Annotated in this window: 12 protein-coding genes; 10 read left to right on the top strand and 2 right to left on the bottom strand. The window is 32.7% G+C overall.

The window, feature by feature from the left end:
• Window positions 1–36 precede the first annotated feature (36 nt).
• Together VLB80_02735 and VLB80_02730 are read right to left on the bottom strand one after the other, a co-directional pair.
• Window positions 37–1,299 carry a hypothetical protein gene (locus VLB80_02735; protein ID HSC25110.1) on the bottom strand — a complete coding sequence of 421 codons (1,263 nt, stop codon included), beginning with the start codon at window positions 1,297–1,299 and terminating at the stop codon, window positions 37–39.
• Window positions 1,300–1,342: 43 nt separating this feature from the next.
• Complete coding sequence (locus VLB80_02730) at window positions 1,343–4,150, bottom strand: hypothetical protein (protein HSC25109.1); 2,808 nt, start codon at window positions 4,148–4,150, stop codon at window positions 1,343–1,345.
• Window positions 4,151–4,359: 209 nt separating this feature from the next.
• Here VLB80_02730 and VLB80_02725 point away from each other — a divergent pair, with 209 nt between their 5' ends.
• The 10 genes from VLB80_02725 to VLB80_02680 all read left to right on the top strand — a co-directional run bounded on the left by VLB80_02725 (window position 4,360) and on the right by VLB80_02680 (window position 13,779).
• Window positions 4,360–5,892, top strand: coding sequence for a YifB family Mg chelatase-like AAA ATPase (locus tag VLB80_02725; protein HSC25108.1), 1,533 nt, complete (start codon window positions 4,360–4,362; stop codon window positions 5,890–5,892).
• The gene (locus VLB80_02720; GenBank protein HSC25107.1) at window positions 5,889–6,281 is read left to right on the top strand and encodes a 4'-phosphopantetheinyl transferase superfamily protein; all 393 of its coding nucleotides are present in this window, start codon (window positions 5,889–5,891) and stop codon (window positions 6,279–6,281) included. Before VLB80_02725 ends, VLB80_02720 begins: the two co-directional genes overlap by 4 nt.
• A 110-nt stretch (window positions 6,282–6,391) precedes the next feature.
• Entirely contained in the window at window positions 6,392–7,396 is a 1,005-nt protein-coding gene (locus VLB80_02715) for an HAD family hydrolase (GenBank protein HSC25106.1), read from the top strand.
• Window positions 7,397–7,737: 341 nt separating this feature from the next.
• Window positions 7,738–8,103, top strand: a complete 366-nt coding sequence (locus VLB80_02710; protein HSC25105.1) for a hypothetical protein — start codon at window positions 7,738–7,740, stop codon at window positions 8,101–8,103.
• A gap of 79 nt (window positions 8,104–8,182) precedes the next feature.
• Window positions 8,183–8,998 carry a hypothetical protein gene (locus VLB80_02705; GenBank protein ID HSC25104.1) on the top strand — a complete coding sequence of 272 codons (816 nt, stop codon included), beginning with the start codon at window positions 8,183–8,185 and terminating at the stop codon, window positions 8,996–8,998.
• Window positions 8,999–9,093: 95 nt separating this feature from the next.
• Window positions 9,094–9,810, top strand: coding sequence for a hypothetical protein (locus VLB80_02700; protein HSC25103.1), 717 nt, complete (start codon window positions 9,094–9,096; stop codon window positions 9,808–9,810).
• 10 nt (window positions 9,811–9,820) lie between these two features.
• Entirely contained in the window at window positions 9,821–11,026 is a 1,206-nt protein-coding gene (gene tyrS, locus VLB80_02695) for a tyrosine--tRNA ligase (protein HSC25102.1), read from the top strand.
• A 10-nt stretch (window positions 11,027–11,036) separates the two neighbouring features.
• Window positions 11,037–11,771: a tRNA pseudouridine(55) synthase TruB gene (gene truB / locus VLB80_02690; GenBank protein HSC25101.1), complete on the top strand. Its 735-nt coding sequence runs from the start codon at window positions 11,037–11,039 to the stop codon at window positions 11,769–11,771.
• Window positions 11,772–11,983: 212 nt separating this feature from the next.
• Window positions 11,984–12,388, top strand: coding sequence for an Hsp20/alpha crystallin family protein (locus tag VLB80_02685; GenBank protein HSC25100.1), 405 nt, complete (start codon window positions 11,984–11,986; stop codon window positions 12,386–12,388).
• 152 nt (window positions 12,389–12,540) lie between these two features.
• Complete coding sequence (locus tag VLB80_02680) at window positions 12,541–13,779, top strand: hypothetical protein (protein ID HSC25099.1); 1,239 nt, start codon at window positions 12,541–12,543, stop codon at window positions 13,777–13,779.
• Window positions 13,780–13,799: the final 20 nt, after the last annotated feature.

Here is a 13,799-nt window from a genome sequence, read left to right as displayed (position 1 = left end):
TTTTTTGTATTAAAGATAAAAATTCAAAAAATTTATTTAAAAGTCTACAGAAAGTACTATGCCAATAGTGGGCACAAGAGCAACATTTTTACCATTAAATGGCTGACGAGTGAATAAGCCTAATTCAGGTCGCGTGCGCCCTTCAGGTAAATGTACACCAAAATCATACGTAAATTTAGTAATTACATGATGCATAGTGAATTCATCTAATCGCGGTGAACTGTTTGCTATAATATTTGAAAATACCTGTGTTTTTAATGAAATTTCATCTTCACCATGTTTAAGAAACTGGTATCCCACCTTGAATGATAAACCCTTGATAAACTTAAATAGTTCAACATACAAATTAAATCGTTGCACTAAACCATAATCTCTAAATGTGGCAGCTGTTTGTAATAAGAGTAGTTCTGTTTGCTCCACATCTGTTTTTATTCGTCGTATACGCGTATGGCCAAAAATTTGGGTTAATTGTACATCTATACCGCATTTAAAATTTGTTCCCAGTGTAAGATCAATTCCAAGACCAAAAGGCATAGAAACTGCTCCATCATAGCCGAACGGAACCGCGAATAATAAGTTTATATTTTCACGTAATCCTGTTGGAAAGCCTAATCCCACGCGCCAATTCACTCGTACGCATTTTAAAAATTGTTTATTTTGATAAAAATCACGAAACCATTCAACAAGAAGGGTGAGATCGCCAACGCCATCACGTTTCCAATCGCTTATATCAAGACATCCAAGTTGTTGTACATTGTGCGCTAAATTATCAGTGAGTAATGTATGTACAAGTTTATCTAGATTATCAAGATTTGGTGTCTGATCAATAAATGTAACATTTTTTAACTTCATTTGATACACGGGTAAATAGAGACCAATAGACCAATCATTAGCAAAAAAGAAACGAGCTGCAAACGAATTATTAAAGTTCATTTGCACGTCACCACAAACGTTAAATCTGCCACGAATACCATTATCGCAATCAAGTAGCGCTGTACGTAGCTGAGCGATAGGACTATTTTCAGGAAAGCCTTCAAGCATAGCAAGTGAATTTTGTTGTTTATTCCAAATACGAAGTGGATTAACTATATCACCATCATCATTAAATCCTTTAGCGTCATGAAAACCACCTTCACAATACCATGCTAATTGCCACGAACGTTGATTGTTAAATGTTGGTCGAATTAATGTATCATATGGCCACAATGTATTAACAATATTCATTGATTTTATAGTATTGTTAGAGCAAGTAAATGATATAAGAATGAGTGAAAGTGTTATTTTTTTTCTGCACGTCATTGCAGCATCCTACGTTATTTCTAAAAAATGTTATGATATTTTACTATTCAAGTACTTGTGTATTAAAATTTCCTGCTGCAATCCAGCTTCCTGAAGCTTGACTGCGTAAAAATGCATTTATTTCGGTTCCTTGTTGAAAATTTATTTGTACCGGTACACTACGATCACCAACATTACCAACTCCAACACGCGGGACCGGAAATGATGGTGTAATAAGCGCTATTGGCGAAATAATATTATTTTGATTACGTGTGGCAAAATAGAGAGCTCCATCCGTTGCAAAATTACTTCTAAATTCTCCGAATGAAAGTAAAAAAGAAGGAATGTTTTGTACAAATATATCATCAAATGGTTGTATAGTTGTTGCAGTCATCACATCAGTAGAAGAAAGTGGTTGTACTGTAAATCTGTTAATACGTGATTGGTCAATACCAACATTAGCAGTAAGAACATAAAAATAACCACCATTTCCTCTTGTAATATCTTGTGCGCGATTAGTTTGCGTCACTGCATATAATGAGGTCGGTGCGCCTGCACTTTCACCAATTGGTAGCGGTGTCCAATGTGCGTCCGATTCACTAATTATTATACGTACATCCTTATTGTTACCAATTCGAAATAATCCATTAGTTGTTGCAATAATACCACTTGCTTGAGAGAAAATACCATCAAGAAAGCCGCCTGTTTGAGCAATAGTATTAATGCCATTTGATGCAATGGTAGTGACATCAAGATTATTAGAGCTGAAATCAGAGGTAATGAGGTTAATTCGATCAACAGTGTTGTGCGCAATAACGTATAAAAAATTATCATCATATATAAGTTTTTTTACAAAATTATAATTACCAATGATTTTAAAGCTCATTCCATTGTGCAATCCACTAAAATTATTACCTAAATTTGTTGTAGGATCCCATCCTGTTCCATCAGAATTAGCTAAAATTGCAAGGCCATTCGATCCTCCAACAAATAGCCAACCATTAGTTGTAGTTGCTGCGATTTCTAGTGCGGTAATTGGTCCAATATTAGTTAATTCACCACCAGAAATAATTACTGTTGTTGCAGTAACATCTGTGGTAATAATGCCGTTGTTAAATTCAGCAACGTTATTAAAATCAGCTCCAACTGTTGGAATAATAATATCATTACTGTTTGCTATTCCTGTTTGTGCAAGCGCAATAGTTCCAATGCCGCCAGCTGCCAAAACAGCAATTTTATTTAAACCTGGGGTAATTGGTAAAAAAGTTTGTAATCCTTGTATACCACCATTATCAAGAGCAAATGTTGTATTTAAAATAGCTGTAAGAGGCTGTAAACTTTCAGCAGAGCCGTCAGACCATATTGTTTTTTGTAGTGTGTTAACGGTTTGTGCAGTTAAACCTGATGCTAAAATAAAATTGCCATCAAATGCATTAAGCGCTGCACCAAAAATAGTATCGGTCGTTCCTGCAGCACGTTGCCATAATGTCCATGAATTTATTTTGCCTGAAGGATCAAAAATTGCTTGCGATGAATATACACCAGGAGTATTTTCACCAACAAAAGCAAATACTGTGTCATCACGAACAATAATATTACTAATAGGTCCTGCTAAAAGAGGTCCACCACCAACTTGTGCTGCACTATCAGTCAATTGCGTCATTTCTTCAGGAGTAGTAGCAGGTTCGCTAATAGTACGTCCAATTAGACGAGGCACAGAAGAATTTTTAAAAATATTCACTGGTAGAGCATTTTTTTGTGCAATCATACTTTTTGATTGTCCTGTATTAACAAGTGGCAATGCAGAAACTATATTGTTTACCGTAGCCGCATCTCCAACACTACCAACGGTAATGAGGTAATTCAGCGCGGTACTTGTATACATAGAATTAAGTCTATTGATAGATACGTGTACATCTGCCTCACGAGCACCAATAATATTATTCCTATTTCCGGGTGAAAAAACGGTGTCGGGAGCAATTTCTTGTAAAGTTATGCCACCATTTTCTGTGAATTTTACAATAGCAACGGCACGAGCGCCATCAGTGATTCCACTATTTGCCGTAACATTTAATCCAACAAAAAGAGATTCTAATGAATTGTCCCAGTGCATAGCGATTTTATTTTGTGTAATACTTGCAAGGATAGTATCAATAAAAAGTGCCGGCGATGTTGGATCAAGTTGTAATGCTTGTGGAGGAACAATAGCACCGGTATTAGCATTAACTTGACTGAAAATTCTAATTGCTGAAGCATTTTTTGCGTCAGAACTATTAATTGTTCCTCGGATCAGAAGAGCGATGCCACTATTAAGATCACCAAATTCACCTATATGGGGCTTTACAGCAGCAAACACATGACTCGTAGTGTTGGTGGTAAGGTTAACAATACCACGAGATATGCTGCCAAGCGCGTCACGAGTATTGTTAGATGAAGCCATTATCGTACCGTTAAATTTATTGATATTCTCCAGAAGGTATACAGTAGATTCATTATGTGAACCAACTACAACTGGCATGTCTCGAACAGAAAATCCGTCTTCAGTTTCTAACATACCAAGCGCGATTATTTTATCACCAAAAAGTGGATTTGCCACATCACTAGATCCATTTAAGGTTACTATTTCAGGGATAAGAGGCATAAATGCATTCGTTCCTCGTAATAGCCTAGAAAGAGAAAATTCTTGATTAGTAGTAAGAACTTCATTGCTACCTTCATAAAAATTTCCTGCAGGACTAAAAATATTTTGATATACATTAAAAGAGAAAGTATGTCCCTCAGAAGCATCTTTATCTCCTTTGATAAGTATCGCACCATTAAAAGATGAATATAATGAGAATATTACAAGAAAAATAATTATTTTTTTATTCATACGATCTCCATATTTCTGCTGAGTTGCTCATTGACATTGCTTAGTTTACGATGATTTTGAAAAACTACCACCCTTATTAATGATGCTTTTGTATATATTGTCTAAGGATCTCTAAGAATATCTATTTCCAATTATCAAAATTTATGATATATATTTTAATTATTAAGTTTGTTTAAAATCGTAAATAGTTACATATGGGAAATTGCACCATGCATGCAAAAATATTTTCTGCAACAACAATTGGAGTTGACGCTCATTTAGTGGAAGTTGAGGTTGATGTATCATTTGGATTAGTTAACTTTTATATTGTTGGGCTGCCTGACACGGCGATCAAAGAAAGTAGTAAGCGTATTTTAACATCACTAAAAAATGCAGGTTTTCGTCTTCCAGCTAAACGCATTACGGTGAATTTAGCTCCCGCAGATTTAAAAAAAGAGGGAACATTATTTGATCTGCCTATAGCTATTGGGATTTTGGTAGCAAATCAATTTCTCGAAGTTTCTCCAGACTTTTTATACGAAACGCTATTTTTAGGTGAACTTTCCCTTGATGGAAGTATTCGTTTTATAAAAGGCGCATTAGCAATTGCGTATGATGCTCAAAAGTTAGGAAAAAAACGTATTATTCTTCCTAAAGCAAATATGCAAGAAGCTGCATTAATTAAAGATTTAGAGGTTATTGGTGTTGATCATGTAACTGAATTAATTGCTTACTTACGAAATGAAATAACTATTACACCAGCACAACATGCATATATAGTAACTGATCATGACAAAACGCTTGATTTTGCACAAGTTAAAGGCCAACACATGGCAAAAAGGGCGTTACAGATTGCCGCAGCAGGTCATCACAATATTCTTTTTATTGGTTCACCAGGTTCAGGCAAAACTATGCTTGCAAAGCGTTTGCCATCAATTATGCCACCAATGACATTTGATGAACTTTTAGAGACAAGTAAGATTTATTCGATTACCGGAAAGCTTACTAATCAATCATTATTAACGCAGCGAGCTTTTCGAAATCCTCATCATACTATTTCTCAAGCAGGGCTTGTTGGTGGTGGATCTTATCCACAGCCCGGTGAAATTAGTCTTGCGCATCATGGTATTTTATTTTTAGATGAATTAACGGAATTTAAACGTGATACATTAGAAGCATTACGTCAGCCACTAGAAAGTAAAACTGTTTCAATATCGCGTGTTGCGCAAAGTGTTTCATTTCCGGCATCATTTTTATTAGTGGCAGCACTTAATCCTTGCCCGTGCGGTTTTTTTGGTGATAAAAAGCGACAATGTACTTGTACGCGTCAACAAATAGTTAAATATATTAGTAAGTTATCGGGACCATTATTAGATCGTATTGATTTGCAAGTACATGTTCAATCTATTGAATATGATTCTATTAAAGCTGTTGGCGATGTTCACAGTAGCGATGTATTGTATGAAAAAGTTAATAATGCGTGCATTAAGCAAATGCAACGATTTGGTAATAATCAAATGTATAATAACTTTATGACGGCAGATCAGGTTGAAAAGTATTGTATTCTTACAGTGGCAGCAGAAGTTATTATTAAGAAAGCATTTGATAAGCTCAATTTAAGTATGCGTGGCTATCATAAAATTTTAAAAGTTGCTCGTACTATTGCTGATTTAGCAGCATCAGATGAAATAGATGTTGTACATATTCAAGAAGCTATTATGTATCGTTCATTAGATCAATATCTTGAAAATGAAATGAAATGATTTGTGGAATAGGCGTTGATACTATTGATATACAGCGATTTGCGTTATGGCATACATATTTATCCAAAAAATTATTGCGTATTTTTTCGCAAGAAGAAATTGATTATTGTTTAGAAAATAAGCTTAAAAGCGCTGAGCGATTTGCAGCACGTTTTGCTGCAAGAGAAGCATTATATAAAGCACTTTCTTATGCATATCCTGATCAAAAAATTCCCTTTTTAACTTTATGTGCACAAACAATTATTGCCAAAATAGACACACGGCCTTATATAATAATCAATGATGGTATAAAAATTGATCTTACTTCAGTTGCTATTCATCTTTCTTTATCACATTCACGTACCACCGCAACGGCATTTGTTGTTATTGAGAAAAGATATTTTTATTAAATTTTTTTATTTGCATGTTTAGGTTTAGTAGTCTGTTTTTAGGGCAGTTGTAATGCTAGTAAAAATATGATAAGCTTATTATGTATTACAAATATAAAATAAGGAAAAATATGAAAACAACATATAAATCAGTTGTTCTTTTTATAGGTATTCTTTGTAGCACTGTCGGATTATCTGCTCTAACATTAACTCCGGAGAATACAGTTTTGATTTTTGATCTTGATGATGTTGTTATACAAAAAACATTTCTACATAAGTTAAATATTGTTTTTGGCGGCATAAAAAAAGATACCTTTAATGCTATAAGCTATCTTAATGCCTTGTGGAATATAAAAAAGGAATACAAAAAAGATGCTGATGGGATTAAGGAAAGTCTTTGTGATACAAATGGCAATGCAATAAATGGTCTCACTTTTCATTTTCTTTATCATGCTGTGCGTAACCCACAGTTGGCTGACTATGTTGCATGGCTCGTTGAAACTATGGAAAATTCTCGATGTTTTATTGATGGAACAAAAAAAATATTAGATTATCTTAAAGCAAAAAACTATGAAATTGTATTTGCAACAAATAAGGATCGCATTTCGTATGACATGACAGCTAAAGCATTTGGTGCTGATTTTACGGACATTCCAACCAAAATATTCGTAGCTCATCCCGGCAATGATGAATCAACTATTACGCAAATAAAAGATTTTGCAAATGAACCAACTACTCCTTCCAGTTATAAAGAATTTGCTAAAAAAACTTTGACCGTATGTCCAACAAATATTATTTTTCATGCTCCCTCCAAAAAACCTGAACTTGCTTATTATCATTATGTAGCACAAGTAGTTAATGTAGATAAGAACATGATCTTTGTTGATGATAAAAAAACTAATAGCGAAGGTTTTAATACATTACAAGAATCTACTGATCGATTGCGCCAAGGCATACACTTCAAAGATCCACTACAACTTGCTAATGAATTGGTTCAATGTAATATCTTATCAGAAACAACAGATAGTATGTTTCTTGATGAAATTCGCTATCCAGGGATAATAGGAAAAATTAGATTGTACATAAAAAAATTAAAGAGCAATAGAGAACACACCATACCGGCAAGCAGCCTTTAAAAGAGATGAATTGATATTTTGTTGATTGAATTCTATAGTTTTTGTTCAATCAACAATAAATTAAATGCCTAATTTCCATTTCATCCCTGATGCTACTTCGTGCGATTTGGGCAGGTTCCACATTTATATATAATGCTATATATGCGCTTTCAGCATTCAGCTGATTAATAAACATTTGAATTGCCGTTGTTTTTCCACTTTGACGCGGAGTATGGAGAATAAAATATTTATTAAAAAACACGCTTAGTTGACATAAAAATTAAAAATACTACTATTATATTCATTCTTGTAAGATATGTGTATGATTTTTTTATGAAATTTTTCTGAAAACTTTTTAAAAAATGTTTAAAAAATTAGTTTGTTTTTGTTTGGCATTAAGTTGTTATAATCATTTATTTCATGCAGTTACTTTTATGGATAAAAACTACGATTGTCCTGAAAATGAAAAATATGATTCCATCAGTGAAGTAGAGAAAATTATGTATGGAGATTTTAAACCGCGTTTTACTTTTGATTTTATTAAAGCTATGCCAACAGATCAAAAAATTAAAGTGGAACAACATATATATGAATCATTACGTGATAATGCTCTTAATCAAATAAATACTCGGCGTACTATAGTAAAAAGAATGATTGAGGAACAAGATGATAAAAACCATTATGATTGGATAAAGTATCTGTTATCATATTTGTTTTTTTTTTATTAAAGAAAGACCATCTTATAATAATGATTATTATTATAATGTAATTGATGCTTTTAATAACCTTACAGCAATGGCTGTGAGATTGAAACGTTCATATGTGGCACAAAAGCAGATTAATGAAATAGCTTTAGTATTTAAAAAACAAGATATTTCCATAAGTAAAGAGTTATTCAATCAAGACTTACCATTAGATATAATTATAAACCATATAATTCCTATTTTAAAAGATAGCTTTCATCAAGTTTCACTTAAAGATATTATACTCGCTATGTCATGGAGTAATGGTTGGTATGCATGGTTAGAAAGTTCTCCTCCACAAACTACAATTCAACTAAATCATCCTTTTGCATCAGTAAGCATTCATGAAGATATGAGTAATGTTTTATATGCTGTTGAATGTAATTGGAATCAATTGTATACGCAAAATTGGATTCGCTGTAAGTCAGGTATAAAAAAACAACCAGTATATACAGATCATAATTTTAAATATAGTGAGGCTACGTATGGGTTTTATCGACGCAAGTACAGCCCTTATTTTCGTGAAATTTTGAGTGAAGGTGAAATGCAAGAAGGTTCTTTATGGAAACCTTCGCATTGTATACGTTCTGATGAACAAAAAACAGGTCAAAAAGAAAGAGTTGTATGGTTTAAATTTCCTTTTGAGGTTGATTATTTTCCCAATAAAAAGGGTCAATATAATTCTCAAAAAAAATCACCTTGGCAATTTATTGATGGCACTAGTATGGATAGTACAACTAATCCATACTTAGATCAGCAAGGGAAAAAACTTAAATCCTTTATGCCTGGCAAAACCGCCCGCGATGCAACATGGTCATTAGAATCAGATGTACATGAGTTATATAAAGATGATGCTGAATGGTTAACAACATCAAGATAACATGGCAATAAAATAGATATCTAATTTGACCCATGTATTAAATCAAGGTAAACTTTTTCTGTTGGTACTATTTAATTTATGAGTTTATAACCATTATGATTACATCACATACTGCTGAAATGTTTATTGGTATTATTACTTTTTTTGTTGCTTATCTTGTGGTGATTACAATCTCGAATATGTTTCGTGCATGGGTTGCATATGAGATGGGGGATGAAACAGGGGTTCGTTTAGGATTTCTAACCCCTAATCCAATGGTACACATTGATCCTATTGGACTTTTCTTTCTGTTTACTTTTTATTTTGGATGGGGACGAATGGTGCCAATTAATCCTTTATTAATTACCGCACCATATCGCACATTAAAGCTTGCTGCAGCGTATCTTTCTGATACAGTGATGAATTTTATGCTTAGTGTTCTAGGTATAATTGCATTGTTAGCTATTTTTGATGTTAATATTCTTTTGGTGATGCGGTATATGGTTTTAACCTATAATGTATCACATTTACCTATTGCAAATATGTATCCAGGATTATCATCATTAACAATTTCTATCGGGTTTATTGTATTTGCATTCGTCTATCTTAATGTAGTTTTGGGTACTTTATATTTTATTATTAATTTTAGTAATTATCTGCTTTTTGTGCTTGCAAACCGTTATGATAAGATTGCTCAATATGCTCATTATATAACGATTGGTTTGCCCATTTTGCTTATTTTATTTTTTTCTCCCTTATTACGTTTATTATCAGTTTATTTAATTTCACACATAGGTCTTATTATAGCTCACGTGATAGGCATTGCAGGATAGGTAGCTTTTTATGAATACAATAGAAAAAACAATTGAACAACTATATTCCGGAACTGTTAATATTTATTCTGAAACTGAGCTCATTGATGCACTAAAAAGTGGAAAAAAACTTATTATAAAATTAGGTGCTGACCCAACTGCACCAGATTTACATTTAGGACATACTGTCGTTTTTTCGAAATTAAAGCAATTTCAAGATCTTGGACATGAAGTTATTTTTTTAATAGGTGATTTTACCGCTCAGATTGGTGATCCAACTGGTCGCGATAAAACACGTCCTGCATTAAGTGCTGAAGCAATAAAGATTAATTTACAATCATATTTTGATCAAGTTGGTAAAATTTTAGATCCACGACGTATCACCATTCGATATAATAGTGAATGGTTATCACAATTAACAAATGCTGATGTAGTTGCTTTACTGTCTAAAGTAACACTTGCTCGTATTACAGAACGTGATGATTTTGATAAACGTATTAAAAATAATGAGTCAATTGGGCTGCATGAACTTCTCTATCCTGTATTTCAAGCATATGATTCAGTGGTACTTAAGGCAGATATAGAATTAGGTGGCACTGATCAGACGTTTAATTTGCTAATGGGGCGTTTTTTACAAGAGCACTATGGTCAAAAAGGACAGATTGCCATCACTATGCCATTACTTATTGGACTTGATGGTGTGCATAAAATGTCAAAATCATTAGGTAATTCAATTGGATTAAATGAATTAGCACATAACGCGTTTGGTAAATTAATGTCTATATCAGATACTTTAATGTGGCATTATTTTTCATTATTGCTGGCAAAAAACACGCATGAAATTGAGGAATTACAAAGAAACGTTGCTGCACGTATAATTCATCCCATGGATTTAAAAAAAAATATGGCACAGGAAATTGTGGCTAAATTTTGGTCTATTAATGAAGCGCAGCAAGCACGTATTCATTTTGAAGCATTATTTCAAAATCGTGATTATTCACAGGCTGAACAAGTATTGCTACCATATAATTTTGCTAATCCTGTGTGGATAGTCGAATTATTAAAAATCGTAGGAGCGGTAATAAGCTCATCTGAAGCAAAGAGACTTATTGAATCTGGTTCGGTTCATTTAAATGATGTTACAATTACCGATTTTAAAGCTATTGTATCATGGCAAACAGGTAGCATTATTAAGGTTGGTAAACATCGTATTTATAAAATAGGGTTAAAAACATAATATAGTTTTTATGAATATGTTTATTACGTCAGGATTTCTATTAATTAATAAACCTATCGGTATTAGTTCGTATGGATGCATAGGTTATCTTAAAAGAATTTTAAGACAAAAAATTAAAATTGGTCATGCGGGAACGCTTGATCCTTTCGCATCAGGACTACTTATTATTGCGCTAGGGCGTGAAGCAACTCGTCATCTTGCGCGCTTTATGTTGATGGAAAAAACATATATTGCCACCGGCAAATGCGGTGAGTTAACTGACACTCTTGATCACACGGGTACTATTGTTTCAATTTCTGATAAAATTCCATTACAAGAGGACTTGTATGCATCATTAATTTCTTTTGGTTCTTCATACGAACAAGTTCCCCCGCTTTATTCTGCCCTTAAATATCATGGTAATCCATTATATGCGCTAGCACGTCAAAAAATTATAAGCGTAGAACAATTGCGTGAGGTTGCCGAAGGTAAACGTAAAGAGGTACAATTATATGATATGCGATTATTATCATATAATATGCCTTATTTTACTATTCAAGCTCGTGTTTCTCGTGGTACCTATATTCGTACACTTATTAATGATATTGCAATTAATGTAGGAAGTTGTGCAACAACGTATCAGCTTGCACGCACTGCAATTGGTCCATTTGTAATTAGTCAGGCAATAGATTTAAAAGCTATCATTTCTATTGAGGATATTAATCGATTTATTATTTCTGTTGATACTATGTTGCCAGACTGTTAATTAATTTTTTTCTTATATAATAAATTTTTTTGAAAAAGTTTCTTGATTTGCTTGTTTTACTTTTCGTATAATAAGTTCTAATAGAATTAATAGATTTTTTAAAAGGAGTTTAAATGATTATACGGAAAAATATAAAGATATTTATTTTTTTTATATTTTGTATCTTGCAGGTTGGTAGTAGTATGAGTTATTTTAATAAAAAAGGAAATGATATGTCTATGATTAAGTGGCGACCATTTGCTGATCTTGAAGATTTATGGGAATTTAAAAAAATGCGATCTCAGGATTTTGATTTGGCACATGATATGTATGAGAAAGATGGTAATATCATTGTTACAATGAATGTTCCAGGTATCGATGCAGAGGATATCAATGTTCATGTTGATAATAATGAATTACATGTTTCAGCTGAGCGTAAAGAAAAAAAAGAGGTTAATGACAAGGATTATTACCATAAAGAGATTAAGTATGGTAGTGTTTCTCGTTTTATAACTTTGCCATGTGCTGTTGATGAATCAGGTATAGTTGCAGAATTATCTGACGGTGGCGTTTTAACAATCACCTTACCAAAGATTGAACAAGAAGAAACTAAAAAAATTAAAGTTATGCGCAGATAAGAACTATTTTTTCTATAGTTAAAAATTACTTGGAGATAAACTCCAGGTAATTTTTTTTAAAACTATTGCTGATTTGTACTTATCTTAATTATAATAATATCAGTTAGAAATTTAATATAATTATTGTCATTATTGTTTAAAAGGAGAATATCATGCGCACCTTGATGAGTCGTATTTTTAAAAAAAACAAAGTAACCTTTTTCGTTAATTTACTAGTATTTTTTGTTAGTATTAGTGGGAGAGATATTAATGTTTCAGGTAGATTAGCTTTAGGGAAAGAAGAATCTTCTCAGTTAGAGCGCGATGCAACAAATGATATGGAAAATGAAGAAATTGTTGCATTGAAGTCTGATCGTTATACACAAACAGAAGCACATTTACAGCTAGAAAATATAAGAAAGTTAATTAGAAAAAATTATCAAGTTGAGCCGTATTTAGGTCTTATAGCAACTGTTTTAGCTAATGAAGCTAAATATAAAAATACGCATTATGCTTTTTATAACACCACATCTAACGTTTGGCGATTAGCACAAGATTTATATACTCGTCTATATGCATATGAAAACCCGATAGATGTTAAAAAAGATTTTAAATTTTTGCGGTTTGGTAATGAAGCTATTAATTCGACTGCACAAAGTTTTTTAATTAATGAACTTAAGTCTAAGGGCCTTGTTGATGATAACACAGAAACAGGCGCTATTCTTTTATCGGTAAACCTTTCTTTGTTTGGTAATGTAGGATTTCCGGGTGAATGTTCTTGGGAGTATTTTGTAAAACCGCAAGGACATAAAACTCCTGATCGTGAATTATATGAGAATATGATGGATCGATTTGGCTTAAGTCATAACTATATTGATGAACTGATATCCTTGGTTAATATATATGATACCAAGGAAGATACTATTATTCAGGTACTTGTTCCGCAAGACAAAATTGATGAAATTGGTTATTTAGCATGGGTAAAAGGTATTCCTGCTCATGGCGACACTATCAATTGGATTTTAAAAAATGCAAAATCAAAAAGCTTCACAAGGCACGTAAGTCCGCTTATGGAAAAATTAACTGATAAGTTTGCTAAGGAAAAAAATACAAATCCATTATACAAGGATATGATGGAAGGTATTGAAGAGGGTGAGTTTAGTTTAGCATCATTTTTAAAAATTTATCGCAATACTCCATGGAAAATTAAAGAAATCAATGATGTAACCGGACGTTTACTATTTACACCGAATGTGTTACTCAATCCGGAATCAGATGTTAAGTTTTATCGTTTTTCAATGGTTGAGCAAGACAAATTAAGAGCATACAATAGAAAGCTTAATATCATTATTGATAAATTAATTGCGGAAAAAGAAATCAAACCAGTTCAGGTTGAAGTTTTATCAGAATAACTGTCATAATTTTTAATAAA

The sequence above is a fragment of the Candidatus Babeliales bacterium genome, assembly GCA_035455925.1.
Taxonomy (GTDB): domain Bacteria; phylum Babelota; class Babeliae; order Babelales; family Vermiphilaceae; genus SOIL31.
Note: the sequence above shows the minus strand (reverse complement) of the source record. Positions and strands in the feature narration are given on the sequence as shown.

Excerpts from the sequence above, each read along its gene's own strand:
- VLB80_02725 (HSC25108.1), top strand. The coding sequence starts at position 4,360 with ATGCATGCAAAAATATTTTCTGCAACAACAATTGGAGTTGACGCTCAT.
- truB (HSC25101.1), top strand. The coding sequence starts at position 11,037 with ATGAATATGTTTATTACGTCAGGATTTCTATTAATTAATAAACCTATC.
- VLB80_02710 (HSC25105.1), top strand. The coding sequence starts at position 7,738 with ATGTTTAAAAAATTAGTTTGTTTTTGTTTGGCATTAAGTTGTTATAAT.
- VLB80_02730 (HSC25109.1), bottom strand. The coding sequence starts at position 4,150 with ATGAATAAAAAAATAATTATTTTTCTTGTAATATTCTCATTATATTCA.
- tyrS (HSC25102.1), top strand. The coding sequence starts at position 9,821 with ATGAATACAATAGAAAAAACAATTGAACAACTATATTCCGGAACTGTT.
- VLB80_02735 (HSC25110.1), bottom strand. The coding sequence starts at position 1,299 with ATGACGTGCAGAAAAAAAATAACACTTTCACTCATTCTTATATCATTT.
- VLB80_02715 (HSC25106.1), top strand. The coding sequence starts at position 6,392 with ATGAAAACAACATATAAATCAGTTGTTCTTTTTATAGGTATTCTTTGT.
- VLB80_02680 (HSC25099.1), top strand. The coding sequence starts at position 12,541 with ATGCGCACCTTGATGAGTCGTATTTTTAAAAAAAACAAAGTAACCTTT.
- VLB80_02720 (HSC25107.1), top strand. The coding sequence starts at position 5,889 with ATGATTTGTGGAATAGGCGTTGATACTATTGATATACAGCGATTTGCG.
- VLB80_02700 (HSC25103.1), top strand. The coding sequence starts at position 9,094 with ATGATTACATCACATACTGCTGAAATGTTTATTGGTATTATTACTTTT.
- VLB80_02685 (HSC25100.1), top strand. The coding sequence starts at position 11,984 with ATGTCTATGATTAAGTGGCGACCATTTGCTGATCTTGAAGATTTATGG.